The sequence below is a fragment of the Flavobacterium sp. N502536 genome (assembly GCF_025947345.1).
In the GTDB taxonomy this organism is placed as follows: Bacteria; Bacteroidota; Bacteroidia; order Flavobacteriales; family Flavobacteriaceae; genus Flavobacterium.
This window is the reverse complement of record NZ_CP110011.1, coordinates 1,752,363-1,778,081: the sequence shown is the minus strand read 5'-3', so window position 1 is coordinate 1,778,081 and position 25,719 is coordinate 1,752,363. Positions and strand designations below refer to the sequence as shown.

The 25,719-nt window shown below is 32.8% G+C and carries 22 protein-coding genes, 1 tRNA gene and 1 pseudogene; 13 read left to right on the top strand and 11 right to left on the bottom strand.

The genetic code is table 11. The annotated features are described in order from the left end of the window. Positions 1-98: 98 nt before the first annotated feature. Positions 99-329 carry a DUF6341 family protein gene (locus OLM61_RS07885; RefSeq protein WP_017496855.1) on the top strand — a complete coding sequence of 77 codons (231 nt, stop codon included), beginning with the start codon at positions 99-101 and terminating at the stop codon, positions 327-329. Here the strand turns inward: OLM61_RS07885 and purD are convergent. Next, the gene (gene purD / locus OLM61_RS07880; RefSeq protein WP_264525835.1) at positions 321-1,595 is read right to left on the bottom strand and encodes a phosphoribosylamine--glycine ligase; all 1,275 of its coding nucleotides are present in this window, start codon (positions 1,593-1,595) and stop codon (positions 321-323) included. The two genes, OLM61_RS07885 and purD, sit on opposite strands and share 9 nt — an antisense overlap. Before the next feature lie 134 nt (positions 1,596-1,729). Between purD and OLM61_RS07875 the strand changes: the two genes are divergently transcribed. The 4 genes from OLM61_RS07875 to OLM61_RS07860 all read left to right on the top strand — a co-directional run bounded on the left by OLM61_RS07875 (position 1,730) and on the right by OLM61_RS07860 (position 5,996). Continuing rightward, positions 1,730-3,040, top strand: coding sequence for a phenylacetate--CoA ligase family protein (locus OLM61_RS07875; protein ID WP_264525834.1), 1,311 nt, complete (start codon positions 1,730-1,732; stop codon positions 3,038-3,040). A gap of 41 nt (positions 3,041-3,081) precedes the next feature. Then, complete coding sequence (locus OLM61_RS07870) at positions 3,082-3,603, top strand: ORF6N domain-containing protein (protein ID WP_264525833.1); 522 nt, start codon at positions 3,082-3,084, stop codon at positions 3,601-3,603. Between the two features lie 117 nt (positions 3,604-3,720). Beyond that, a complete protein-coding gene (wecB, locus tag OLM61_RS07865; protein WP_264525832.1) occupies positions 3,721-4,809 on the top strand; it encodes a non-hydrolyzing UDP-N-acetylglucosamine 2-epimerase in 1,089 nt (362 codons plus the stop codon). Beyond that, on the top strand, positions 4,809-5,996 hold the full coding sequence (locus OLM61_RS07860) for a glycosyltransferase family 4 protein (protein ID WP_264525831.1): 1,188 nt from the start codon (positions 4,809-4,811) through the stop codon (positions 5,994-5,996). Before wecB ends, OLM61_RS07860 begins: the two co-directional genes overlap by 1 nt. A gap of 61 nt (positions 5,997-6,057) precedes the next feature. On the opposite strand, the gene OLM61_RS07855 is transcribed toward OLM61_RS07860, so the two are convergent. The 4 genes and pseudogenes from OLM61_RS07855 to OLM61_RS07840 all read right to left on the bottom strand — a co-directional run bounded on the left by OLM61_RS07855 (position 6,058) and on the right by OLM61_RS07840 (position 10,979). After that, complete coding sequence (locus OLM61_RS07855; protein ID WP_042564890.1) at positions 6,058-7,041, bottom strand: UDP-glucuronic acid decarboxylase family protein; 984 nt, start codon at positions 7,039-7,041, stop codon at positions 6,058-6,060. 133 nt (positions 7,042-7,174) lie between these two features. Then, entirely contained in the window at positions 7,175-8,854 is a 1,680-nt protein-coding gene (locus OLM61_RS07850) for a DUF6909 family protein (protein ID WP_264525830.1), read from the bottom strand. 129 nt (positions 8,855-8,983) lie between these two features. Continuing rightward, positions 8,984-10,467, bottom strand: a pseudogene (locus tag OLM61_RS07845) (GH3 auxin-responsive promoter family protein). Between the two features lie 11 nt (positions 10,468-10,478). After that, entirely contained in the window at positions 10,479-10,979 is a 501-nt protein-coding gene (locus OLM61_RS07840; protein WP_264525829.1) for a peptidase, read from the bottom strand. Between the two features lie 211 nt (positions 10,980-11,190). On the opposite strand from OLM61_RS07840, the gene OLM61_RS07835 reads away from it, so the two are divergent. Continuing rightward, on the top strand, positions 11,191-11,373 hold the full coding sequence (locus OLM61_RS07835; protein ID WP_264525828.1) for a twin-arginine translocase TatA/TatE family subunit: 183 nt from the start codon (positions 11,191-11,193) through the stop codon (positions 11,371-11,373). Between the two features lie 68 nt (positions 11,374-11,441). On the opposite strand, the gene OLM61_RS07830 is transcribed toward OLM61_RS07835, so the two are convergent. Continuing rightward, entirely contained in the window at positions 11,442-13,565 is a 2,124-nt protein-coding gene (locus tag OLM61_RS07830) for a Tex family protein (RefSeq protein WP_264525827.1), read from the bottom strand. Positions 13,566-13,681: 116 nt separating this feature from the next. Between OLM61_RS07830 and OLM61_RS07825 the strand changes: the two genes are divergently transcribed. Next, a complete protein-coding gene (locus tag OLM61_RS07825; protein WP_264525826.1) occupies positions 13,682-13,951 on the top strand; it encodes a DUF1294 domain-containing protein in 270 nt (89 codons plus the stop codon). Here the strand turns inward: OLM61_RS07825 and OLM61_RS07820 are convergent. The 3 genes from OLM61_RS07820 to OLM61_RS07810 all read right to left on the bottom strand — a co-directional run bounded on the left by OLM61_RS07820 (position 13,934) and on the right by OLM61_RS07810 (position 16,748). Continuing rightward, a complete protein-coding gene (locus tag OLM61_RS07820; protein WP_264525825.1) occupies positions 13,934-15,076 on the bottom strand; it encodes an ATP-binding protein in 1,143 nt (380 codons plus the stop codon). The genes OLM61_RS07825 and OLM61_RS07820 overlap by 18 nt on opposite strands. Positions 15,077-15,270: 194 nt before the next feature. Then, on the bottom strand, positions 15,271-15,702 hold the full coding sequence (gene rpiB / locus OLM61_RS07815; RefSeq protein ID WP_173968156.1) for a ribose 5-phosphate isomerase B: 432 nt from the start codon (positions 15,700-15,702) through the stop codon (positions 15,271-15,273). Positions 15,703-16,514: 812 nt separating this feature from the next. Further along, positions 16,515-16,748: a DUF2007 domain-containing protein gene (locus OLM61_RS07810; protein WP_264525824.1), complete on the bottom strand. Its 234-nt coding sequence runs from the start codon at positions 16,746-16,748 to the stop codon at positions 16,515-16,517. A gap of 107 nt (positions 16,749-16,855) precedes the next feature. On the opposite strand from OLM61_RS07810, the gene rnr reads away from it, so the two are divergent. From rnr to OLM61_RS07795, 3 genes are read left to right on the top strand one after another with little or no spacing between them, the layout of a single operon-like run. Next, positions 16,856-19,033, top strand: a complete 2,178-nt coding sequence (gene rnr, locus OLM61_RS07805; protein ID WP_264525823.1) for a ribonuclease R — start codon at positions 16,856-16,858, stop codon at positions 19,031-19,033. Positions 19,034-19,060: 27 nt separating this feature from the next. Further along, positions 19,061-19,729, top strand: a complete 669-nt coding sequence (locus tag OLM61_RS07800; RefSeq protein ID WP_264525822.1) for a head GIN domain-containing protein — start codon at positions 19,061-19,063, stop codon at positions 19,727-19,729. A 14-nt stretch (positions 19,730-19,743) separates the two neighbouring features. Next, positions 19,744-20,421 (top strand): LysE family translocator, encoded by a 678-nt coding sequence (locus tag OLM61_RS07795; protein ID WP_264525821.1) that lies wholly within the window; start codon positions 19,744-19,746, stop codon positions 20,419-20,421. A 353-nt stretch (positions 20,422-20,774) separates the two neighbouring features. Here the strand turns inward: OLM61_RS07795 and OLM61_RS07790 are convergent. Further along, positions 20,775-20,845 (bottom strand) — tRNA-Cys (locus OLM61_RS07790). 94 nt (positions 20,846-20,939) lie between these two features. Further along, complete coding sequence (gene folB, locus OLM61_RS07785; protein WP_264525820.1) at positions 20,940-21,299, bottom strand: dihydroneopterin aldolase; 360 nt, start codon at positions 21,297-21,299, stop codon at positions 20,940-20,942. A 126-nt stretch (positions 21,300-21,425) separates the two neighbouring features. Between folB and OLM61_RS07780 the strand changes: the two genes are divergently transcribed. The 3 genes from OLM61_RS07780 to OLM61_RS07770 all read left to right on the top strand — a co-directional run bounded on the left by OLM61_RS07780 (position 21,426) and on the right by OLM61_RS07770 (position 25,690). Beyond that, a complete protein-coding gene (locus tag OLM61_RS07780; protein ID WP_264525819.1) occupies positions 21,426-23,543 on the top strand; it encodes a glutamine--tRNA ligase/YqeY domain fusion protein in 2,118 nt (705 codons plus the stop codon). A 1,250-nt stretch (positions 23,544-24,793) separates the two neighbouring features. Then, on the top strand, positions 24,794-25,273 hold the full coding sequence (locus tag OLM61_RS07775; RefSeq protein WP_264525818.1) for a hypothetical protein: 480 nt from the start codon (positions 24,794-24,796) through the stop codon (positions 25,271-25,273). A gap of 90 nt (positions 25,274-25,363) precedes the next feature. Then, on the top strand, positions 25,364-25,690 hold the full coding sequence (locus OLM61_RS07770; protein WP_264525817.1) for a YtxH domain-containing protein: 327 nt from the start codon (positions 25,364-25,366) through the stop codon (positions 25,688-25,690). Positions 25,691-25,719 lie beyond the last annotated feature (29 nt).

Here is a 25,719-nt window from a genome sequence, read left to right as displayed (position 1 = left end):
TTAAAAAGGAAAACCAACAAGTTGAAAAAAGATTCTAATAACAGAATTCTGATTTCGATGCGTTACACAACAATAAATAACATATAATTTTATAAATTATGACAGCTTTTTTTGAAGGAATACAGTACTTATTCGTTAACATTTTATTCGCACCACTTGATTTTTTACGTCGTTTAGAACTTGTTACCTGGTTTGGTGCTAATACTATTAACTGGATTTTTATGATCATCTGTTCATGCGCAATCGTTTATTGGATCAAACAATTACGCATTTTTGATGACGCCGGAACTGAAAACCAAGATACTACAGCTCACTCTTTTTTAAAGTAAGTCGAAGCCAATATCTTTTCTAAAATACATCTTATCAAAATTTAGTTTATCTATATTTTGGTAAGATTTTTTTATGGCCTGTTGGAAATCGTCTCCATAAGAAGTTACGGTCAATACACGTCCTCCATTACTAACGATAATCTCACCTTCTATTTTTGTTCCTGCATGAAAAACAATAGAATCAGTAACGTTTTCTAAACCTGTAATTACTTTTCCTTTTTCAAAATCTTCCGGATATCCGCCAGAAACCACCATAATTGTAGTTGCACTTCTCGGATCAACCTCTAATTCGAATGAGTCTAATTTTTGATTGGCCACTGAAAGGAACAATTCAACTAAATCTGATTGTAATCTTGGTACTACAACTTCAGTCTCAGGATCTCCCATTCTTACATTGTACTCAATAACGATTGGTTCGTTTTTCACATTAATTAAACCAATAAATACAAATCCTTTATATTCAATTCCATCTTTCTGGAAACCTTCAATAGTTGGTTTTACAATACGCGTTTCAATTTTTTCCATCAAAACAGCATCAACATAAGGAACCGGAGAAACAGCTCCCATTCCACCTGTATTTAAACCTGTATCGCCTTCACCAATACGTTTGTAATCCTTTGCTGTTGGTAAAATTTTATAGCTTTTCCCGTCAGTCAGAACAAAACAGCTTAATTCTATTCCGTCCAAAAATTCTTCGATTACTACTTTTGAACTTGCTGCTCCAAATTTTTCGTGAACCAGCATGTTTCTCAATTCTGTTTTAGCTTCTTCTAAATCCTGAATAATCAAAACTCCTTTTCCTGCTGCCAAACCGTCTGCTTTTAAAACATATGGAGGCTGTAATGTTTCTAAGAAAGCACATCCATTCTCTACTGTTTCGGCAGTAAAACTGTCGTAAGCCGCAGTTGGAATATTATGTTTCATTAAAAACTCTTTGGCAAATTCTTTACTTCCTTCTAATTGAGCTCCCAATTTTGATGGGCCAATAACCGGAATATGTTGTAAACTCTCGTCGTTTTTAAAATAATCGTAAATCCCTTTTACCAAAGGATCTTCTGGTCCTACGACCACCATTTTTACATTTTCCTGAATTACAAATGCTTTGATTGCATCAAAATCTGTTGGAGACATTGCAACGTTTGTAGCAATTTCCGCCGTTCCTGCATTTCCTGGTGCAACAAAAAGTTTTTCGCAAAGTGGACTCTGAGTCATTTTCCAAGCAAAAGCATGCTCTCTTCCGCCGGATCCCAATAGTAAAATTGTCATGGTATAGTTGTATTTAGTTGTGGTGCAAAAATAATTGCTTTTGTACGTAAAAAATAATTAAATCTTAAAAAGTTGTTGATTCTTCTATGTTAGTAATTCGATAGTATTATTTTTGACGAAAATTAATACCACAAATGATTTCTCTTTTCGATATTTCACTGCAATTAAATGGTTTTCCGATAAAGAAAGCCAAAGCTGAATTGGATGAAATCAGGAATTTATCGGAAGAACAATATGTTCGCTTTCTTCAGCAGAAAAAAGAAGAAATTGTAGCTTTTCATCTCGAAAATAACTCATTTTATAAAGAACTGATCGGGGACATAACCGAATTGAAATGGGAAAATTTACCCATATTAAACAAACAAAATTTACAAAAACCGCTCGAAGAAAGACTCTCAAAAGGTTATTCCAGAAAAAACATATACCTCAACAAAACATCCGGATCCAGTGGTACTCCCTTTATTTTTGCTAAAGATAGATACTGCCATGCCCTAACCTGGACTTCTATTTTTATGCGTTTCGGCTGGTACCATATCGACTTTAATCACTCCTATCAGGCTCGTTTTTATGGTATTCCGATGGATTTTATTGGCTATCACAAAGAACGTATTAAGGATTTTTTGACGCATCGTTTCCGGTTTCCGGTTTTTGATTTATCCGATACTGTTCTCGAAAAATTTCTACGAAAGTTTAAAACTAAAAAATTCGATTATATCAACGGATATACAAGTTCAATCGTTTTGTTTGCCAAATACTTAGAACAAAAGAACCTTATTTTAAAAGAAGTTTGCCCTACTTTAAATGCCTGTTTTGTCACTTCCGAAATGCTTTTTGAATCGGACAAAAAACTTTTAGAAAAACAATTCGGAATTCCGGTTATCAATGAATACGGTGCTTCAGAATTGGATTTGATTGCTTTTGAAAACCCAAACGGCGATTGGCAAGTAAATGCTGAAACCCTGTTTGTTGAAATTTTAGACGAAAACAATCAGGTTTTGCCTTATGGTAATGAAGGCCGCATTGTCATTACCTCTTTATTCAACAAAGCACATCCCTTTATTAGATATGATATTGGTGATATTGGAATTTTAGACGAAAAAAGTACACTACAAAAGCCTATTCTAAAAAAACTGACTGGAAGAACCAACGACATTGCGACTCTCCCAAGCGGCAAAAAATCACCCGGTTTGACTTTTTATTATGTAACCAAAAGCATTATTGAAGATGACGGAAATGTTAAAGAATTTACCATCAAACAAATGCAATTAGACTCTTTTGAAATTGAATATGTAAGTGATCTTGAATTAAATGCATCTCAAATTCAAAAAATAAAAAAGGCAATTTCTCTGTATTTAGAACCAAATTTGAATTTTAGTTTTACCCGAAAAAACGTCTTAGAAAGAAGCAAAAGCGGAAAGTTAAAACAATTTAAATCTTATCTTTAATATAAATAAAATCCTACATTTGTTTTTATAATTAAAAACTTATGAAGGATCAATCTTTACTTTCTGAAGAAATTATTTCCAACAAAATATATTACATCCGCAATCAAAAAGTAATGTTAGATAGTGATTTGGCATTGCTTTATGATGTGGAAACGAAAAGATTAAATGAACAAGTCAAAAGAAATTTATCACGATTTCCTTCAGATTTCATGTTTCAACTTACTGAAAACGAATTTGAAAACTTGAAGTCGCAAATTGCGACTTCAAGTTGGGGCGGAAGCAGAAAATTACCTTTTGTTTTCACTGAACATGGTATTTTAATGCTCTCAAGTGTCTTAAAAAGTGACAAAGCAATTCAAACCAATATTCAGATCATGCGCATTTTCACAAAAGTGAGACAAATGCTTTTGGATACAACTGAAATAAAAGTTGATATTCTTCAGATTCAAAAGAAATTAGAAAATCATGATAAGAATATTGAATTGGTTTTTTCTTATTTAGATGAATTAACAGAAAAAAAAGAAAATGAAAGTGAAAGAGTGAAAATTGGATATAAAAAATAGTTCCTTAATTCTCAAAAATTACACTTAGATATTGAAGAAAGTCTCTCAATCGACCAAGAATTCAATTTAAACTTTACTTTTGCCAAAAGAATGTTTTAAAAAGAATTCAATTAACCTATGAAAATCACCCTAATCGCAGGTGCAAGACCTAATTTTATAAAAATAGCGCCCCTTATTAATGCTATACAAAACAAACAAAATGAAGGTTTTGATGTTTCGTTTCGATTGGTTCACACAGGTCAGCATTACGATAAAAATTTAAGTGATACTTTTTTTGAAGAATTAAATATTCCCAAACCAAATGTAAATCTGGAGGTAAAAAGCGGTTCGCAGGCCGAGCAAACTGCCGCAATTATGATTGCTTTTGAGAAGGAATTACTTCAAAATCCTACTGATTTGGTTTTGGTTGTTGGTGATGTAAATTCAACTATGGCATGTTCAATCGTAGCTAAAAAATGCAATACCAAGGTAGCGCATGTTGAAGCAGGAATTCGTTCCGGAGATTTAACAATGCCCGAGGAAATCAATAGAATGTTGACAGATAGTATTACCGATTACTTTTTTACAACCTCAACTTCAGCCTCAGAAAATTTATTAAAATTAGGATCCGATCCTGAAAATGTACATTTCGTGGGAAATGTTATGATCGATACTTTATACCAAAACATCAATAGAATTTCTCCTCCTGATTTTTGGGAAGAACATCAGCTTAGTGAAAAAAACTACGTGGTTCTAACCTTACACCGCCCCGGAAATGTCGACGAGGTTTCTTCTCTTATTGCTTTGCTTCAGGGAATTGATGATTTGGTTACTGACAAAAAAATACTGTTTCCTATTCATCCAAGAACACAGGCTATTTTGGGAGAACGTGCAATTTCTTTTAAAAACATCATTTTTGTTGCGCCTCAAAGTTACCTGAATTTTATGTATTTAGTAAAAAACAGTTTTGCGGTTATTACCGATAGCGGTGGTATTTCTGAAGAAACAACTGTAATGGGAATTCCTTGTTTTACAATGCGAAATAACACTGAGCGTCCTGAAACCGAAACCATAGGCTCTAACACTATTGTGGGAACGTCCTTAGAAAATTTACAAAAGGTATTTCACTCATTCTTAAAAAATGGCCCACGAAAAAGTGCTATTCCGGAGCTTTGGGATGGAAAAGCATCTGAGCGAATTGTTTCAATTTTATTGGATAAAAACTAATGAACGATATTCTGATTATATCAAACTATTATCCACCTGAAAAAGGTGCTGCCGCCAATAGAATAGAACAGCTTGCTTTAAAATTAAATCAAAATGGATATGAAGTTTCGGTAATTTCTCCGCTTCCAAATTACCCGAAAGGTGAATTATTTCCGGAATACAAAGGCCGGTTTTCTGTTACTGAGAAGATTCAGAACATTACATTAAAACGCCTTTGGATTTATCCAAGTAACAGCCCGAATATCTTTAAACGAATAGTTTCGACACTTTCCTTTTCAACTGCTTTATTCTTCTATTTATTATTTGCCAAAACACCTAAAAAAGTTATTGTACAATCACCACCATTGCTGCTCTCTTTTATTTCTGTTTTTGTCCTTTGGCTGAAGCGTAAAACCATAATTTTGAATGTTTCAGATCTTTGGCCTACCGCTGCTATCGAATTACAGGTACTTAAGAAAAATAGTGTTTCGCACAAGATTTTGCTTTTTATTGAACGGTTTATTTACCAAAAAGCCACACACATTTTTGGGCAATCTAACGAAATCATTACTCATATTCATTCGATCTTTCCTGAAAAAAAATGCTTTTTGTATCGCAATTATCCGGATCATTTTGTTGAAAATTTCCTGGAGGAAAAAGACAATTCCGGAGAACCCATTAGATTATTCTACGCCGGATTATTGGGGGTTGCACAAGGTGTTTTTGAACTTATTCAACAAATGAAACTTGAAAACAGTAACATCGAACTTCATATTTTTGGTGACGGGGCTGAGAAAGCTCAGATTGTGAATTACCTTAATGAAAATCCAACTAAAAAAATTGTTTTTCACGGAATGTTAGAACGTAACGTTTTGCATGAAACTTTGAAAAGCTTAGACATTGCCCTTGTTCCGCTTAAAACGAGAATTTATGGATCTGTTCCTTCAAAAATATTCGAATACAGTGCTTTGGGTTTTCCTGTTTTTTATTTTGGAGGCGGTGAAGGTGAAGATATAGTAATCGAAAATAACTTGGGCTGGGTCGTTCCCGTTGAAAACTTTCAGGATTTAAACACCACTTTGATCGAGATCTCCGGACTTGGTAAAGAAGAAATTCAAAAAATGAAAAAGACTATTTTTTTTCATGCAAAAAATCATTTTAATCTGGATCAGCAAATGAAAAAACTCATCGAAAATAATGCTTTTTAAGCAGCTTCCGAAAAATAGAAACGGGCATTATTTCTGGAATAATGCCCGTTTTCTTTTATTATTATTTGATATAATTCGAAAAATCTTTGTGTTCTTCTTTTGAAAGCTCTTCTTTTGAAAGTGATCTGAAATAATCATAAGTAATCTTCATTCCTTCAGAGCGGCTTACTTTTGCTTCCCAACCCAACAGCTCTTTTGCTTTTGTAGTGTCTGGCTGGCGTTGTAACGGATCATTTATTGGTAATGGATGGTAGACTACCTTTTGATTGGTTCCTGTTAGTTTAATGATCTCTTCTGCGAAATCTTTAATTGTGATTTCATCCGGATTTCCAATATTTACCGGATACACATAATCTGAATGCAGCAGTCTGAAAATACCTTCAACCTGATCATCTACATAACAAAAAGAGCGCGTTTGCATTCCGTCACCAAAAATCGTTAAATCTTCCCCACGTAATGCCTGTCCGATAAAAGCCGGAATTACACGTCCGTCATTCAAACGCATTCTTGGTCCGTAGGTATTAAAAATACGCACGATTCTCGTTTCTACGCCATGAAACGTATGATAAGCCATTGTGATCGATTCCTGAAAGCGTTTTGCTTCATCATACACCCCTCGTGGTCCAATTGTATTTACGTTTCCATAGTACTCTTCGGTTTGTGGGTGAACCAACGGATCTCCGTAAACTTCGGATGTAGAAGCAATTAAAATTCTGGCCTTTTTTACACGGGCCAATCCCAATAAATTATGTGTTCCGAGAGATCCTACTTTTAAAGTCTGAATTGGAATTTTTAAATAATCTATGGGGCTTGCCGGCGAAGCAAAATGCAGTATATAATCTAAATCACCCGGAATGTGTACAAACTTGGTAATATCGTGATGGTAAAACTCGAAATGTTCTAACTTGAATAAATGTTCTATGTTTTTAAGATCTCCGGTAATCAAATTATCCATTCCGATAACATAGTATCCTTCTTTGATAAAACGATCACATAAATGCGATCCCAGAAATCCTGCTGCTCCTGTAATAAGTATTCTTTTCATAGTAATTATTTATACATCGCAAATGTAACTGATTTGAAAATAATCTCGAACCAGATACTTCATGCGAATACGAATTGATTTTTTACACCAAATCAATTTTAATTCTTTCTATGAGTTTCTTCAAACTCATAGGTTATTTTACGTTGAAAATCTGTTCTAAAATTTTAATGGTAATCAAATAAGTTGGCTTTACACCGGTCGTACCTAATCCGCCTGAAGCTAAGGTACTGCCTGTTTCCAATGGATTATCTGATGCATAATAAGCATAACGAACCTTAATGTCATGCGGTACACTTTTTCTGATTTTAGAGGCAGACTGAATCGCTTTCTGATAATAAGAACCTTCCATTTCCAAACCTATTACACCCCAGGTAGACTCATGGAAAAATTTCAATAAATCTCTGTTCTGCAATGATGTTCCTAAAACTGTAACCATAGCTCCTTCAAAAACAGCAATATCATTGCCTTCAAACATAGCTCCGGTTAATTCGTTTTCAAAGAAATAATTATCAGCCGTTCCTTCGTTTATATGTGCGGTTGGGATCATGATATCTCCTTTTCCACCCTCTAAAATTCCGGCTTTCCCCATGATCGAAACTGATTTTACATTCAATAAAGTATCTTTTTTAAACGGTTTCAAAAGTTCGTCGATAGTCTCATATGCCTGCTCACCAAATGCATAATCCATAACAATAATAACCGGTTTTTCTTCCTCCAGTTTTGCTTTTGGAAAAGCGGTTTTTGCCCAGTCAATTTTTGCGGTATCAAAAATCTGAACATCGATATTCGTTCCGGAACTATCCGGTAGCGAAATCATGCCATTTTTTAATGCCAGTTCTTCTACAACTCCTCTAATTTCTTTTGCACCTGATTTGCTTAACTCTTCGTAAATATAAAAATCAGACTTCTCCTTGAATTTTGTTTTCAACAAGGGTGTTGCAAAAATTGAATTCATCACACTGTGCATATTTGCACTTATAACATGAATTGGACGTTTTAGCAGGTTATTTGCCTTAAGAACTTCCTTGATGTTGGTAGCCCAGATTTCACCATGAATATGATGTCCTAAACGCTCTCTTAATACGGGACTAAAAGTAATGGTACGTTTGTTATTGTCAATAACTTCTTCAATTGCTAATTTCCCTAACCAATAAATAACGTGCAGAAAACGATCCGGAGCATTTTCTGATCCAAAAGCATCATAAATATCCAAAACCTCTTCAAAAGTTCGCGCTAAAATATTAGCAACATGCGAGATTGCTTTTTCTTTTTCGATTTGAGAAAGTTTCTTTGTTTGCAATACAGCCTGTTCTAATTTAAGCCAATCGCGCGAAACCTCTCCTCCATCATCTAATAAAACCCTGTTTTTAATTTTATGCGATTCGATAAAAATAAAAGTCAAGTGTGTCAAAATATCGTAAATGTCTGAACGTCCACGAGTAATTTCAACGTTCATTTGTTCCTCATCAATTCGGTAACAGTTTCTCCTTCTTTTTGGAGGAACAATTGGCTGAAAATGTGATTTAGAATATCCTTCGTCTGAAGTTAAATTGATAAAACGACATTGTTCAATTCCAATTGGCAAACGTTCTATAACGTACAAAAGTCCATTTAATTCTACTTTTTCTTCACCTATATTTCCGTAAATTTCCGGACGTAATGCTAATAATGATTCGCGTAAACTATCACCGGAAACTCCCATTGGTTTGTAAAAACCACGGTTGAACAAGTGACGCATTGTAATGTACATTTTTTCTATAGCAGCAGACGATTCCTGTGCTCTTGATCTTGATATATGTTTGGTTTCTTTCATGCTTATTTTATTTTAAAATCTTCTTACTAAGAAGATGTACTTTGTATTCTTCAATCAACGAAAGTAGTAATTTAAACCTATACTTTCATAAAATGTGAGTGTTACTAAACTGTTGTTTCAGTATAATTTTTACTTTAAATTATCCGCAATATCTCTATTATTGGATAATCTTGGAATTTTGTTTTGTCCGCCTAATTTCCCTTGTGACTTCATATATTCCTGAAATCCATTCTTAGACACTTTGGTTACCACCACTTTGCGTAAAACATTTCCGGTAATCAAATCATCGTAATAAATGTTTTGCTTTCGCATCGAACTATCAATTGCTTCGGCAAAAACTTCCATATTTTCTGGCTCGGTTTCAAATTCAATCAGCCATTCGTGATACGGTAACCCGCTTGCAGGATTTATTTGTGGTGCCACTGTAAATTCATTGATTACAATTTTGGTTCCCTGAGTGGCTTCTTTCATTGCATTCTCTACTTCATTCGCAATCACATGCTCTCCAAATGCAGAAATATAATGTTTGATTCGGCCCGATACTATAACCCGATGCGGAAATAACGATGTAAACTGAACGGTATCACCAATATTATAGCGCCATAATCCCGCATTTGTCGAAATAATCAAGGCATAATTAACGCCTGTTTCTACTTCTCCGATAGTTAAACTTTTTGGATTCTCTGAAAAGAAGTCGTCGGCCTTAATGAACTCATAGAAAATTCCCGAATTCAACAACAAAAGCATGCCCTTTGTTTTTTGGGAATCCTGATAGGCAAAAAAACCTTCGGAGGCTGGAAACAGCTCAATACTGTCTACTTTTTTACCAATCATGTTTTCAAACTTCGCACGATAGGGTTCATAATTCACTCCGCCATAAATAAACAGCTGAAAGTTTTGAAACAGCTCGCTAATTTTTTTACCGCCACTTTTCTCCTGTAAGCGTTCAAAATACATTTGAACCCATGACGGAATCCCTGAAATGATGGTCATGTCCTGTTCGATCGTTTCCTCAACAATGGCATCAATTTTGGTTTCCCAGTCTTCAATACAATTGGTTTCCCAGGAGGGCATTCGGTTTTTTTGAAGATATTTTGGCACAAAATGCGCTCCTATTCCTGATAATCGCCCAAATTTGATTCCGTATTTTTCAATTAAAATTGGACTTCCCTGCAGGAAAATCATTTTTCCATCAACAAAATCAGCATTTCCGGTTTCATAAATATAGTGCAGAATTGCATTTCTGGAAGCTTCAATATGATAAGGCATTGACTCTTTGGTAAGCGGAATATACTTTGCTCCCGAAGTTGTACCCGAAGTTTTAGCAAAATAAAGCGGTTTTCCTTTCCAAAGAATATTTTTCTCCCCATTCGAACCTTATCGATATAAGGTTTTAAATCTTCATAATCACGAATAGGTACACGCTTCCTGAAATCATGAACCGTTTTTATTTTTTCAAAATGGTGATCTTCTCCAAACTGAGTTTCTCTGGCACTATGTATTAAGCTCTTAAATACAGTCTGTTGGGTTTCGACTGGCTTACTAGCCCAAGCCTTTGTTTGATAATATATGGTGCTGGCAAATAATTTTGCCGCTACTGATTTAATAGACATTGTTTGAGATATTAATTCTTATCACTTTTGTTTTTACTTCGGGGCTTTTCACCTGACTCCTTCTCCATCCTGGCCACCTCTTCTCTTAATTTAATCTCTTCTTCTGACGACTTCATATCCACCTCCGAAGGCTCATCCGTTTCGGCTAAAATAGAATCTTTATTGAATTTTGCGTATTCCAGTTCCCCTCTCAAAACCTTCTGAATCCCTTTTATGTAGGCTTCATTTTTCTTTAAAGCAGTTTCCAGTGAATCTGATTTTATAGCCAGTTCCGTTGCATTCTTTTTTAATTCAGAAGAAGAATAGCCCGGAATAAACTCCCGCAAAGGGGTGAAAGCAATAATAAAAGTGGTGATTAAAATTAAAAAGATACCTCCCAGAGTAAACGTCACAAAAACGTTCATTAAATTAAGTTTGAATGAAAAAATTTCTTCAAAAGTATTCTCATTCAAAATCACCAATCGGTTTTTGATGAACAAATTTTTTCTGAAATTGAATTTTTTCGTGGTCATTTATGGTTATTTATACGAGCAAATATAATAATTAATCGTCTTGTTGGTGCGGGACTAAAATGAACGAATACGCTTATTTTATTATTTTATAAAATATTTAACGTTGCCGAAAACAAATATTTTAAGCCAAATACTGTTGTTCTTCGTATATTCTATATACATTTGCGGAAGAATTAGAAAACAATTTGCTTCGGCATTAAATATACAAACCATGGGAAGATTAGGTCTTACAGAAATCCTTGTAATAGTAGGTATCGTGATATTACTTTTTGGAGGTAAAAAAATTCCGGAATTAATGAAAGGTTTAGGAAGTGGAATTAAGGAATTTAAAAACGCTGCTAAAGACGATCAAACCGCACCTCCTGTTAAAAAAGAAGAGGAAGAAAAAAAATAATAACTTGCGAGTTATTAGAAATCCCAAATTACAATTATTAAGATTGTAATTTGGGATTTTTTTATGGCTTATAATACCATCGTCAATTGAATTCTCTTTCTATCTTCATCAACCTCAGTAACCTTTACATCAACATGCTGGTGTAATTTTACCACCTCGTTTACATCACTTACAAAACCGGCTTTCAATTGAGAAATGTGAACCAATCCGCTTTCTTTAATTCCGATATCAACAAAACAGCCAAAGTTGGTAATGTTATTCACAATTCCCGGTAAAATCATTCCGGTTTTCAAATCTTTAATTGATTTTACGTTGGCATCAAACTCAAATACCTTCGCCGACTTTCTTGGATCTAATCCTGGCTTTTCAAGCTCTTTAATGATGTCTTTTAAAGTTAATAGCCCTATTTCAGGAGTAATATAATTTTCGGCCTTAATAAGGGCCGTTTTCTCTTTGTTAGCAATTAGGTCATTCACAGAAAGTTTTAAGTCTTTTGCCATTTTCTCTACAACCGGATAAGCCTCCGGATGTACAGCCGAATTATCCAGCGGATTTTTGGCATTCGTAATTCTAATAAAAGCAGCGCCCTGCTGATAGGCTTTATCACCTAAACGAGGTACTTTTTTCAGTTGCTTTCTGTCTTCAAAAGGACCATTTTCTGAACGATACTGAACGATATTTTCTGCCAGCTTCTCTCCTATTCCACTCACATAACTCAATAAATGTTTACTCGCGGTATTGATATTGATTCCAACCGAGTTCACACAACGAATTACCGTATTATCTAGTTCTTCTTTTAATTTCGTCTGATCCACATCATGCTGGTACTGCCCAACTCCGATTGCTTTTGGATCAATTTTTACCAATTCGGCCAAAGGATCTGAAAGTCGTCTTCCAATAGAAACCGATCCACGAACCGTAACATCATAGTTTGGAAATTCTTCTCTCGCAATTTTTGATGCCGAATATACCGAAGCCCCGGCCTCAGAAACAATAAAAACCTGCAACGGTTTGTCGAACGCGATTTTTTTGATAAAAAATTCCGTTTCACGTGAAGCAGTTCCGTTTCCAATAGAAATGGCATCAATTTGATACGCATTAACCATAGAACGAATTTTTTTGATCGCCATAGTTTCCTCGTTTTGAGGTGCATGCGGATAAATCGTTTCATTGTATAACAAATCTCCTTTCTCATCCAAACAAACCACTTTACAACCACTTCTAAATCCGGGATCTATAGCCAAAATACGTTTTTCACCCAAAGGCGGTGCTAATAACAACTGCCCTAAATTGTTTGCAAAAACCTGGATTGAATTGGCATCCGCTTTGGCTTTGGCTTCCTGTAGCGTTTCATTTCCAATAGCAGGATTTAACAATCGTTTGTAACTGTCTTCAATCGCTAACTGCAAATGTGCGGTTGTACTATTTTGTTTTTTAATGATGATCTCGTCAATAATATCATAAGCTTCATCCAAATCAACATCAACTTTCATTTTTACAAAACCTTCGTTTTCAGCACGAAGCATGGCCAATAAACGATGCGAAGGCGCTTTTGTCAATGGTTCTTCCCAATCAAAATACTGACTGAATTTTTGAGCTCCTTCCTCTTCACTTTTCTTTTTTACAACTTTTGTTCCTATTACCGCTTTGCGCTGATACAATCTTCGCAATTGTTTACGAACATAAATATTTTCGTTAATCCATTCGGCAATAATATCACGTGCACCCTGCATTGCGGCTTCTTCATTAATCACATTTTCGTTTAGATATTGTGTCGAAATAAAATCAACATCAACATCATTCTCCGACATGATGATTTTTGCCAATGGTTCTAAACCAAATTCACGGGCAACATCTGCTTTTGTTTTTTTCTTCTTTTTAAAAGGCAGATAAAAATCTTCAATTTCCTGTAAGTCAAAACTTTGTTCAATCTTTTGTTTCAATTCAGGCGTAAGTGATTTTTGTTCTTCGATCGATTTCAAAACCGCTTCTTTGCGTTTTACGATCGTTTCATACTCCTTTTGAAGTTTTGCAATTTGCTCGATTTGAACTTCATCAAGATTTCCGGTTGTATCCTTTCGGTAACGCGAAATGAACGGAATCGTACAATCTTCTTCTAATAATTTTACCGTGTTTTGAATGTTAATTGCCGCTGTTGTTACAGTCTTTGCAATAAATTGAATATTAGTCATACTTTATAATGAAATAATTTCTGGATTAGAAAATGAGATAACCTGTCTTTCAAAATCAACAACAGATTAAGCAATCACCCGGCTAAAATAATATCTTTGTTTTTAATTTTTAGCCAATGGAAGTTTTATTAACGTATTTTTTAGTTGTAAATATCATCGTTTTTATTCTCGCGGGATATGATAAATATCAAGCCCGAAAAAACAAACAAAGAATCCCCGAAAACACCTTGTTTTTTCTGGAAGCTATTGGTGGAACTGCCGGATTATTGTTAGCAATGTTATCCTTCAGACATAAAACGAGTAAATCTTCTTTTATTATAAAATTCTCGTTTATTTTTTTCATTCAGATTGTCTTGATTTATCTAAAATTAACTTATAAAATCTAAATAATTACTTTTATTAATAAGCTTGAAATCAGCTTCCGGATAAGCTTTCGCAAATGCAGTTGGAATTTTTACTTTTCTATTTTCATTCCATTTAAATTCAAATCCTGTCAACTGATCTCCTATTTCCTCCAGCCAATCTAATTCTTGCTGATCATAGGTTCGCCAAAAGTAATTATTGGTTTTTATTTTTTGATAATGCTGTTTTTTGATTCTTTCATAGGCTAAATAATTCTCCCATAAATCACCAATATCATTTCTTGAACTTAAGTTATTAAAATTGTTAATAACTGCATTTCGAATACCGTTATCATAAAAATACCAACGGCTTGATTTTACAATTTCTTTCCTTAAATTTCTACTAAAACCCTCTATTTTGAACAATATAAATACTTTTGAAAGTAATTCTAAATAGTTTGCAACCGTATTTTTTGACAGCTGTAATTGATTGGCTAATTCTTGTATAGAAACTTCTTTACCAACCTGATAAGCAATTAAGCGAAGTAAGTCATAAATTTTATCAGCATGTTTAATCCCTTCAAAAACTAAAATATCTTTCAATAAATACGAATTGATAATTTCAAAAAGATAATCCTTTTTATCCTCCCAATTATCATATTGAATCAATTCAGGGTAACCTCCAAAAAGTAATCTCTCTTCTAAATTTTCAAGAGTTTGTTTATAGTTTTCCTTTTCAGAGAATTCTATTTGTGCTAACGGAAATAAGTAAATCGTATTTTTTCTTCCTACCAGAGGTTCGCCTAATTTATTACTTAAATCAAACATTGAAGATCCTGTAGTTATAATTTTAATTCCTGCAATTGTATCCACAATCAATTTGAGAATCATTCCTATTTCCGGAACATTTTGAGCTTCATCTATAACCAGTAAATCAATACCCGACAATAACCTTTTGTAGTTATTAACAGAACGTTCTTTTAATAAATTTATATCATTGATATCTTCTCCATTAAGCTGAAGATAAGTTTCAGATGGAATTTCTTCTAAATAGCTTTTTATTAGCTCTGTTTTACCAACACGACGGGCTCCAAGTAAAATTAAAACCTTATTTGGTAATACCTTTTTCTTAAACTCATTAACAACCGCTCTTTTTAAATACGTTTTCATTCTAATTGGCTTATAATTAGAATACAAATATAAATAAAACATTAATTCAGTCAGTCAATTGACTAAATTAATGTAAATTCAGTCAGTCAATTCATCAAATTACTATTATAATAAATAAAAAACCGGATGAATTTTTAAAATCCACCCGGCTTGTTTATTGATATTTGGTGCGAAGCACCGGATTTTTTTGAGTTTTATTGACAAGCAATTTTATTTACTCTGTTTTGATGTCTTCCACCTTCAAATTCCGTTGTTAAAAAGGTTTCAACAATTTCAACAGCTTGTGGAATAGACGTAAAACGCGCCGGAATACTCACAATATTGGCATCATTGTGTAAACGTGTTAAATACGCAATTTCTTTAGTCCAGCATAACCCAGCTCTTACTTTAGGGTGTTTGTTCGCAGTCATCGCAATTCCGTTTCCGCTTCCGCAAATTACAATTCCAAAATCAGCTTTACCTTCAGAGACATCATTTGCAACCGGGTGACCAAAATCCGGATAATCTACAGAATCTTCCGAGTCTGTACCATAATTAGTTACTTCATATCCTTTTGCCTGAAGCATCTTAACAATTGCTTTTTTATACTCTGGCCCTGCGTGGTCATTTCCTATCGAAATTTTCATTGTAATTACTATTAAGTTGTGTTCTGCAAATTTACTTAAAGAATTTCTTAGCTGTATACTATTTAGAAAAAAGTTAGCTACGAATTTCACGAATTAGCACTAATTATTGTTCTTTGTAACCATCAAAACTACATTTAAAGATTTAAATTCAATTGGAGCAAATTCGTGAAATTAGCAGCAAAAAAAGGATAGAACACAACAGTCTTACAATCAAAACTTTAACACTTATTAACATTATTAACAACGCTGTAAGTAACTCATAATCAATAAATAATAATCAGTTATTTTGTTAAAATTTTAGAATGTTAATAGCAAAAGCTAATTCGTTGATATTCAATTAACTTTAAGTTAACATTATTTGTTAATAAGTCGAGATAGAAAATTAGAAGTTTTTTTTGGTTGTGTCGAAAAAAAACCTAATCCAAAACCGGAATGAAATAACCTAATAAAGTTTGAGTATTTTTTGGAAAAGTTATCAATATCAAAAATGCCATTTTCAACAAAAATCAACATGTGAACTTATCTACAAAATCAATTCATTTATAGTTGTCAACCGTTGTTAATTAAAATACAAAAACTCTTATAAATTAGACTTTTAACTAAATATAAGTATGTTGATAACTCTAAATAACTAAGAGAAACTTCATTTCAATGCTTTTAAAAATAAATTTATAGCACATATTAACAAGCTATAATAACAAACAAAAATTAATTTAATTTAAATTTTTCTTTTTGTTGTATTTAATATATGTTGACAACTTTGAAAGATTAAAAAGAAAAATATTTTTTGAAATTGAAAAAAATAGAAGGATTCAAACAATTTTAAGTGGGTTATTAAGATTGTCCAGAATTTGCTGAACTTCTTCGAAATCGTTTGGATGAACTTTGAGTTTGATTCCACCGAGAGCGGAAGTGTACATGGGAACGACAGAAAGGGTCATTTCGTTTTCAAAAAAATAAGGAATCTCTTCTTGTTCTAATAAGTGTTTCAGAACAACTGTTTCGTGCAGGTAATTGAATACTGCAATGGTTTTAAAGCTTTCCATATTGGGTCTTTTTGTAAAGATACGAAAGTTATATTTTTAATAATTTATTTGTTAAAATCTATAATCTGATATCTTATTTGTAATTTTAACTTTTTAAGAAAAGATATATGAGTAAGAAAATTAGAAAGCCGATAAAAAAGGAGAAAGATTTCTCGAGTAAAATAGTAAAGATTTTATCGCAAAGCCCAAATAAAGCATTCAACTACAAACAAATAGCAGCAAAGTTAGAACTTGATGATACGAAAAGCAGAAATGAGATTATAAAAGATTTAAAGATTCTCGCTGCTTCAAAAAAGATTATAGAATCAGAACCGGGTAAATATTTAGTAAAAGCCGAAAGTCAGGATTACTACGAAGGAACAATTGATATGACCAGCAGAAAAACGGCATATTTTATTTGTGAAGAGTTTGCCGAAGATGTTTTTATCCCAACCAATAATTTAAACAGAGCTTTAGACAAAGACAAGGTAAAAGTTTATGTTTATAACCGTAGAAAGGGTAAAAGACCTGAAGGTGAAGTAATTAGTGTTGTAGAAAGAAATAAAACAGAGTTTGTTGGAGTAATAGATATTCAAGCCAATTTTGCTTTTGTATCTACCGCAAACCCTAAGATGTATACGGATATTTTTATTCCAAAAGATAAAATAGGAGAGGCTGAAAATGGTGATGTTGTTTTGGTTACCATTGAAGACTGGCCAAAAAGAGCTGATAGTCCATTTGGATCTGTAATCAGAGTTTTAGGAAAACCAGGTGAACACAATACTGAGATTCATGCTATTTTGGCTGAATACGGTTTACCGGCAGATTTTCCGGTAGAAGTAGAGGTGTATGCACAAAAAATAGATACTTCGATTCAGGAAGCCGAGATTGCAAAACGTCGTGATATGCGTGATACACTTACGTTTACGATAGATCCAAAAGATGCAAAAGATTTTGATGATGCATTGTCTTTCAAAAAGTTAGAGAATGGAAATTACGAAATAGGTATTCATATTGCTGATGTTTCGTATTATCTGGAAGAAGGAACAATCTTAGACGATGAAGCCTACCAACGTGCAACTTCGGTTTATTTAGTAGACAGAGTAGTGCCAATGCTTCCGGAAGTTTTATCTAATTTTGCTTGTTCATTACGCCCAAATGAAGAGAAATATACCTTCTCGGCCATTTTTGAAGTTTCGCCAACTGCACAAGTTATTAACCAATGGTTTGGAAGAACAGTAATTTATTCCGATCAGCGATTTGCATACGAAGAAGCGCAATATATCATTGAAACAAAAGACAATACAATTCCTGTTGATGTTTCAATTACCGGAGAATCTTATGTGGTTTCGGATGAAATTACAGAAGCTACTTTAAAATTAGATGAATTAGCTAAGATTTTACGAAAGAAAAGAATGGCCAATGGCGCTATTTCTTTTGATAAAGTAGAAGTAAAGTTTAACCTGGATGCCGAAGGAGAACCGGAAGGAGTATACTTCAAAATTTCAAAAGATGCCAATCATTTAATTGAAGAATTCATGCTTTTAGCCAACAGAAAAGTGGCGGAGTACATTGGAAAACAAAAGAAAACATTTGTTTACAGGATTCACGATGAACCTAATGAAGACAAATTAATTGCGATGCAAACCGTAATTGCTAAATTTGGATATAAAATAGATTTTAGAAACAAAGGCGATATTTCGAAATCATTGAATGCTTTGATGGAAGAAGTAAATGGTAAAAAAGAGCAAAATTTAATTGATACTCTTGCTATTAGAAGTATGAGTAAAGCCAAATATTCGACAGAAAACATTGGCCATTATGGTTTAGCTTTTGATTATTACAGCCATTTTACATCGCCAATTCGTCGTTATCCGGATGTAATGGTACATCGTTTATTGCAGTATTATTTAGACAATGGAGCTTCTGTAGACGAAGAAGCTTACGAAACAAAATGTTTACATTGTTCGAATATGGAAAGTTTAGCGACTAATGCTGAACGAGACAGTATCAAATACATGCAGGTAAAATACATGCAGGATCACCAGGACGAAGAGTTCCTTGGAGTTATTTCGGGTGTTACGGAATGGGGAATTTATGTTGAAATTGTTTCCAACAAATGTGAAGGAATGGTAAGAATCAGAGAGATAAAAGACGATTACTATACTTTTGATGAAAAACAATATGCATTGGTTGGAGCCACTTCAAATAGCATTTTACAATTGGGTGATGAAATTTACGTAAAAGTTAAAAATGCTGATTTAGTTAAAAAACAATTGGATTTTCATTTTTTAAGAAGAGCATAATAGAAGTTTAATTAAAAAAATAAAAGTATGAAAAAGTTAATAATTGGAGCTGCAATTTTATTTGTTCAGATGTCTTTTGGTCAGGTTACCAAAGAATTAGGTGATTTTGATTCCGTTAAAGTATTCGATAAGTTAAGTGTAAAATTAGTTCAGTCTTCAGAAAACAAGATTGTGATTAAAGGCGCGAGAGAATCAGAAGTTGAAGTTGTTAACAAGAAAGGTTTATTAAAACTAAGAATGCCTTTTCCAAAGCTATTATCAGGAAATGATTTGGATATTACCGTATATTACAAACGTTTAGAGCTTATAGATGTTAATGAAGGAGCTAATGTAACCAGCAAAGATGCTATAAAAGCAACCGTATTTAAAGTAAGTGCACAAGAAGGCGGAACTATTACTGCTGAATTGAATGTTGATAAACTAAATGTAAGTTCAGTTTCCGGTGGTTCTATCACTTTAACTGGTAAGGCAGATAATCAGGATGCAAGTCTAGGAGCTGGTGGTTATTTGCTGGCAAGTAAATTAAAGACCTCACAAACGAAAGTAAGCGTTTCTGCGGGAGGAAAAGCAGATGTGAATGCTTCTACCCTTGTTGATGCAAAAGTGAGCGCAGGAGGCTCTATTTACATTTATGGAAAACCGAAACAAATTAATCAAAAAACGGTTTTTGGAGGTAAAATCGAAGAAGTAAAATAAGAAATTGTATTTGAATGATAAATGATATTTTGGCTGGACTGCCATGGGGACTTTTTTTAAGTTTTATGGTAGGTCCGGTATTTTTTATACTATTGGAAACCAGTATTACAAAAGGATTCAGAGCTGCAATAGTTTTTGATCTTGGTGTTGTATTAGGTGATATTTTCTTTATTGCAATTGCCTATTTAGGAAGTTACAGATTGATTCAGAGTTTAAAAGATAAACCTGCCCTTTTTATTTTTGGTGGAATTATTATGCTCGCCTATGGTATAATTTCTTTCGTTAGACTAAGGAAAGAAGAAAAGATTAACGACGAGGAAATTGATCGTGATATTATTAAAAGAAACTATGGAAGTTTATTTGTAAAAGGCTTTTTACTCAACGTTATTAACATTGGAGTACTTGGTTTCTGGTTAGCGGTTATTATTTCTGTTGGTCCAAAATTAGAAATGCAGAATTCGAGAATGTTTACCTTTTTTACTTCGGTGATCATTACGTATTTATTGGTAGACTGTCTTAAGATATTATTAGCCAAACAATTAAAATCAAAAATGACACCTACGAACATCCTCAAAATAAAGAAAGGAATTAGTATTGTTTTAATGGTTTTTGGAGTAGCTTTAATGATCCAGGGATGGTTTCCGAAAGAAAAAGAAATGGTTAAAAACGCTTTTGAGAAGATTGAAAAGTAGTTGTTAATAACTCTGAAATATACTATAAAGCCTCTGAATTTCAGAGGCTTTATTTTATTTAAACCCGACAGGTTTCTAAAACCTGTCGGGTTTACTTTTAATAATGTTTGTCATTTCGAGGAACGAGAAATCACACAAGAAACTCCGCAAACTTAGTAGACAATCTTTGTCGATTAACTAGTGTCATTTCGACGAAGGAGAAATCTCCACAAGAAACTCGACAAAGATTGGATAATTGTTATGAAGTTATTTACGAACAGCTAAACCGGACAGGTTTCTAAAACCTGTCCGGTTTAAAACATTTAGAAAAAATTAAACATAAAAAAAACCTCTAAAGAATTTAGAGGTTTTTGAGGCATCGTCCGGATTCGAACCGGAGTAGGAGCTTTTGCAGAGCCCAGCCTAGCCGCTCGGCCACGACGCCATTACTTGAACGGATGGCAAAAGTAACTAAAATCTTTAAAATTCAAAAGTTTCAAAGTAACTATTTTAAAAAATTAGTTCTTTTTAAGAAAAAATTATTTTCTGATTTCCGTCATTTTTATAGTAACTGTTTCAACATCACCACCAATAGGAGGATTTATTTTAGAAACCCAAACAGTCGTTTTTTCTATCATTTCTATCTCCGAAAGCACACGAATATTGATTCTTTTAGCAACATGCTCTAATAAATGAGACCGAATTGCCATTTCTTCGGTTACAATTTTGTTCAAATGTACATAATCAACAGTGTCTAATAAATGATCTGTTTCTGCTGATTTTTGTAAATTGGTCTTAATTTTTAGATCGACAGTATAATCAGATCCAATTTTTCCTTCTTCAATCAAACATCCGTGGTATGAAAAAGTACGAATGTTTTTTAATTTTATAACTCCCATTTTTAACTTTAGTTTCAGGTTTTATGTTCCAAGTTGCACGTTTACTGATAAGTTTCTAAAGAAAACTGTAAACTGTAAACCGAAAACTGTAAACTTTTTTATCTTTGCTAAAATTACTATAAAATAATGGCATCAGAAGAGAAATCACTCAATTTTATTGAACAAATCATAGAAGAAGATTTAAAATCAGGTCTTTCTAAAACTAAACTTCATTTTCGTTTTCCACCAGAACCAAACGGTTATTTGCACATTGGACATGCGAGTTCTATTGCATTAAATTTTGGTTTGGGAATTGATTATCAGTCACCTGTAAATTTACGTTTTGACGATACAAATCCCGAGAAAGAAGAGCAGGAGTTTGTTGATGCTATTAAAAAAGATGTGGAGTGGTTAGGATATAGCTGGTCAGAAGAACGTTATGCTTCAGATTATTTTCAGCAACTATACGATTGGGCTGTTTTATTGATTAAAAAAGATAAAGCCTATGTAGACAGCCAGTCTTCAGAAGATATGGCCATTCAAAAAGGAACTCCATCCACTACAGGAACGGATAGCCCGTACAGAAATCGTTCGGTTGAAGAGAACCTGGATTTGTTTGAAAGAATGAAAAACGGTGAATTTGAGGCAGGTACGCATATACTTCGTGCTAAAATTGACATGAAATCGACTAATATGCTCATGCGTGATCCTATCATGTACAGAATTTTGCACAAACATCACCATAGAACCGGTGATGGTTGGAAAATTTATCCAATGTACGATTGGGCTCATGGACAAAGCGATTATTTAGAAGGTATTTCACACTCATTTTGTACACTTGAATTCTTGCCACATCGTGAATTATACGACTGGTTTTTAGATCAGATTTTAGAAGAAAATAAACTACGTCCGAAGCAAAGAGAATTTGCAAGACGTAATCTATCACATACGGTTGTAAGTAAAAGAAAATTACAGCAACTGGTTAAGGAAAAGCATGTTAACGGTTGGGATGATCCAAGAATGTCAACTATTTCGGGATTAAGAAGACGTGGTTATACAGCTGCTTCATTGCGTAATTTTGCTAATACAATTGGTATTGCAAAACGTGATAATTTGATTAGTGTATCTGTTTTAGAGTTCTGTATCCGCGAAGATTTAAACAAGATTGCACCTCGTGTTATGGCGGTTTTAGACCCTGTAAAATTGGTAATTACGAATTATCCTGAAGGAAAAGAAGAGTGGTTAGAAGCCGAGAACAATCAGGAAGATGAGAATGCCGGTTTCAGAAAAGTACCTTTTTCAAGAGAATTATATATCGAAAGAGAAGACTTTTTAGAAGAAGCTCCGGCTAAATTTTTCCGTTTGACTTTAGGTAAAGAAGTACGTCTTAAGAATGCTTATATCATTAAAGGAGAAAGTGTTATAAAAGATTCTGATGGAAATATTACGGAAATTCATGTAACTTATGATACCGATTCTTTAAGCGGAAGCGGTACCGAAGCAAGTCAACGAAAAGTATCAGGAACCTTACATTGGGTTTCTATTCAGCATGCTGTTCAAGCCGAAGTTCGTATGTACGATCGTTTGTTTACAGACGAAGCTCCAGACAGTTATAAAGAGAAAAATTTCTTAGATTTTGTCAATCCAAATTCATTAGAAACTATTACCGGATTTGTTGAACCAAGCCTGGCAACAGCTCAAAATGAAGATAAATTTCAGTTTCAGCGTTTGGGTTATTTTACTGTTGATAAAGATTCAACTCCTTCAAAATTAGTATTTAACAAAACAGTTGGACTAAAAGATGCCTGGGAAGAAAAGGGTAAAAAAGAAGAAAACAGTATCAATAATTCTTTGAAAGATATTAATAAATATTTTAAAGTTGAGACAAAAGCTGAGCGTATTGCGATTGAAAGTGCAATAGGGGAGAGCATCAAAAATGTTTCTAGTTTTTCTTTATTACAAAATTCTTTAAAGAAGAATATCAACAATAATAAGGGTTCACTGTTGTTTGCTCAGTTTATTTTGAAATATTCAAGTCTGAAATCTGTTGATTTTGAAGAAGAGGATATTAAAAAATTATACAACATGTCACTTCGTAGCGAATCGACTTATGTGAGATCTAAAGCACTTTTGAATTTAAGAGATTTAGAAAATGAAAGTTTGAGAAATCAGTTTGAGGAAGAAATTTTAAAATTACATTTAAATCCGCCGAAAAATGCTTCGGAGAGAGAAATTGAAATTCTTACCGAGATGATTAAAAAATAATATAATTACAATCTATTGAAAGCGCTTTTTACAAGCGCTTTTTTTATTATTTATATTTTCTATTGATTTTTAAAAAAGTATAATTTTTAGAGATTAAAAACGACCTTCATAAATTAGATTTAAGCTAAAAATTTAATTCTTCCTACCTAATAATCCTCTTTTAAAAAATAGTTAAAAATTAAGCTTTATTTTAATTTTGACCTTTTTTTTGATTTGATTTTACTCTTATCGATAACAGATTGTTTGTAAAGCTAAGAATTCTATCAGTTTTGTAAAATTGAAGCCAAAATTTGAATCCAATTTCAGATTTTCAGTGAAAAGGAATAGGGAAAAATTTATTATTAGTTTTATTTATTATTATTTTAAAAACTAAGTATTTTATTTATTATTTATATAATCTATTGTTTTGTAAAAAATAATAGATGTTTTATTTAAAAAATGACCTTCATAAATTAGATTTAAGCGAAAAATTTAATTCTTCCGACTCATTAATCATCTTTTGAAAAATAGTTAAAAATAAGGCTTTATTTTAATTTCAGCCTTTATTCTAGCGTAGTTTTGACCTTATTAACAACAGTTTGTTTATAAAATTGCCAGTTACATTCGTTTTGTATATTCGGACCAAAATTTTGATCCAATTGTAGATTTTTTCGAGATATGGACCTATAAATTTCAGAATCAATTTTAGTTATTAAAATTGTATTTTTTGATTATATAATTTATTATTTATAAAAACTATTATAGTTTAAAAATATATAGATGATTTGTATTAAAAACCGCTTTCATAATTTAGTTCTAAGCCGTTTTTTTATTTCTTCCATCTCCTAACTCATTTATTGAATAATCGTTGATTTTGGGTCTTTATTTTAATTTTTGACCTTATTTTTCTCAGTTTAACGGGTTATTAACACGCAATTGTTTATAAAGTTCGTATTTTTATGCAAATGTCAAATAGAAGAAGTTTTTTTCGATAATTTGAAATCATAGTTGGGAATCGAAATTGAGTTGGGCTAAAGTTTAAAAATGACTAATTTTTTATTTTAGTTTTAATTCTAAACACGAATTCGTATCAGTTATTTTATATTCTAATTTTTATTGTGACTTGATTTTGATAATACATCAGTGTATCAGTATTTTTTCAAAGTGATGTCATAATGGTAAATAACATAGAATTATTTTTACTGATAGTTTCAAATTTTGATCTTCATTTTTTGACTGCTAATATTTAAGAATTTAAAGTTTATCTACTTATGAAAAATATCATTATTACACTATCGTTTTTATTTGCAAATATTGCAATAGGGCAGACCCATCAAATTACAAAACATAATGGTGAACAGCTGGATGTTAATTTTATCAAACAGGAAAATGATTTAATTTATTATACATTCAATGGAAGTTCAGAAGAACATAAAATTAGCAAGTATGCTGTTTCACAGTTAACCAACAAACAAACAAAAGAATCAAAAAAAGTATCTGATAAAGTGGTAGTCGATTCTAAATCAGATTACAAATTGGTTACCGTTTTACCTCAGGAAAAGACAGTTGGTTTGAAACAGGTAGCTAATTTTACTGGTGTCTCAACAAAGACAAAAGGAGAATCGCCAATCGCCAATAAAAATCAAACTGCAATGAGAGTAAAATCAAAACTAGCTTCAAGTGGATATCCGTTTGTGAGCATTGTTGAAAAAGCAGATGGAAAGTATGAAGCTGTAGCTTATGCGTATTAAATTTACTGTTAACTTTTATTAAATAACCTCAAGTCAGTATTTTATAAATTAAAAAAAGAGTACCTTTATTAATCATTTAAACGAAATATTATGTCAAAGAACTTAAATACTGTAGCAGCAATTTTAGGTGCTGCGGCCGCTGGTGCAGCGATTGGAATTTTATTTGCTCCCGACAAAGGATCTAAAACCCGTGCTAAACTTAAAGAAGGTTTAGATGATGCAGCGCATAATTTGAAAGATTCACTTTCAGCAAGTTCTGAGGTATTGCGTGATAAGTTTTCACATGCAAAAGAAAATTTAGATGGAACCTATGGTGAATTACTTTCAAATATGAGTTATAAAACAGAAGAAGTAATTAGTTTTTTAGAAGCTAAATTGGCTGATTTAAAAGCGCACAACGCTAAACTTCAGAAATAATAATCCAGGAAGCACAAAGCTTAGTATGA

Excerpts from the sequence above, each read along its gene's own strand:
- OLM61_RS07885 (WP_017496855.1), top strand. The coding sequence starts at position 99 with ATGACAGCTTTTTTTGAAGGAATACAGTACTTATTCGTTAACATTTTA.
- purD (WP_264525835.1), bottom strand. The coding sequence starts at position 1,595 with ATGACAATTTTACTATTGGGATCCGGCGGAAGAGAGCATGCTTTTGCT.
- OLM61_RS07875 (WP_264525834.1), top strand. The coding sequence starts at position 1,730 with ATGATTTCTCTTTTCGATATTTCACTGCAATTAAATGGTTTTCCGATA.
- OLM61_RS07870 (WP_264525833.1), top strand. The coding sequence starts at position 3,082 with ATGAAGGATCAATCTTTACTTTCTGAAGAAATTATTTCCAACAAAATA.
- wecB (WP_264525832.1), top strand. The coding sequence starts at position 3,721 with ATGAAAATCACCCTAATCGCAGGTGCAAGACCTAATTTTATAAAAATA.
- OLM61_RS07860 (WP_264525831.1), top strand. The coding sequence starts at position 4,809 with ATGAACGATATTCTGATTATATCAAACTATTATCCACCTGAAAAAGGT.
- OLM61_RS07855 (WP_042564890.1), bottom strand. The coding sequence starts at position 7,041 with ATGAAAAGAATACTTATTACAGGAGCAGCAGGATTTCTGGGATCGCAT.
- OLM61_RS07850 (WP_264525830.1), bottom strand. The coding sequence starts at position 8,854 with ATGAAAGAAACCAAACATATATCAAGATCAAGAGCACAGGAATCGTCT.
- OLM61_RS07840 (WP_264525829.1), bottom strand. The coding sequence starts at position 10,979 with ATGACCACGAAAAAATTCAATTTCAGAAAAAATTTGTTCATCAAAAAC.
- OLM61_RS07835 (WP_264525828.1), top strand. The coding sequence starts at position 11,191 with ATGGGAAGATTAGGTCTTACAGAAATCCTTGTAATAGTAGGTATCGTG.
- OLM61_RS07830 (WP_264525827.1), bottom strand. The coding sequence starts at position 13,565 with ATGACTAATATTCAATTTATTGCAAAGACTGTAACAACAGCGGCAATT.
- OLM61_RS07825 (WP_264525826.1), top strand. The coding sequence starts at position 13,682 with ATGGAAGTTTTATTAACGTATTTTTTAGTTGTAAATATCATCGTTTTT.
- OLM61_RS07820 (WP_264525825.1), bottom strand. The coding sequence starts at position 15,076 with ATGAAAACGTATTTAAAAAGAGCGGTTGTTAATGAGTTTAAGAAAAAG.
- rpiB (WP_173968156.1), bottom strand. The coding sequence starts at position 15,702 with ATGAAAATTTCGATAGGAAATGACCACGCAGGGCCAGAGTATAAAAAA.
- OLM61_RS07810 (WP_264525824.1), bottom strand. The coding sequence starts at position 16,748 with ATGGAAAGCTTTAAAACCATTGCAGTATTCAATTACCTGCACGAAACA.
- rnr (WP_264525823.1), top strand. The coding sequence starts at position 16,856 with ATGAGTAAGAAAATTAGAAAGCCGATAAAAAAGGAGAAAGATTTCTCG.
- OLM61_RS07800 (WP_264525822.1), top strand. The coding sequence starts at position 19,061 with ATGAAAAAGTTAATAATTGGAGCTGCAATTTTATTTGTTCAGATGTCT.
- OLM61_RS07795 (WP_264525821.1), top strand. The coding sequence starts at position 19,744 with ATGATAAATGATATTTTGGCTGGACTGCCATGGGGACTTTTTTTAAGT.
- folB (WP_264525820.1), bottom strand. The coding sequence starts at position 21,299 with ATGGGAGTTATAAAATTAAAAAACATTCGTACTTTTTCATACCACGGA.
- OLM61_RS07780 (WP_264525819.1), top strand. The coding sequence starts at position 21,426 with ATGGCATCAGAAGAGAAATCACTCAATTTTATTGAACAAATCATAGAA.
- OLM61_RS07775 (WP_264525818.1), top strand. The coding sequence starts at position 24,794 with ATGAAAAATATCATTATTACACTATCGTTTTTATTTGCAAATATTGCA.
- OLM61_RS07770 (WP_264525817.1), top strand. The coding sequence starts at position 25,364 with ATGTCAAAGAACTTAAATACTGTAGCAGCAATTTTAGGTGCTGCGGCC.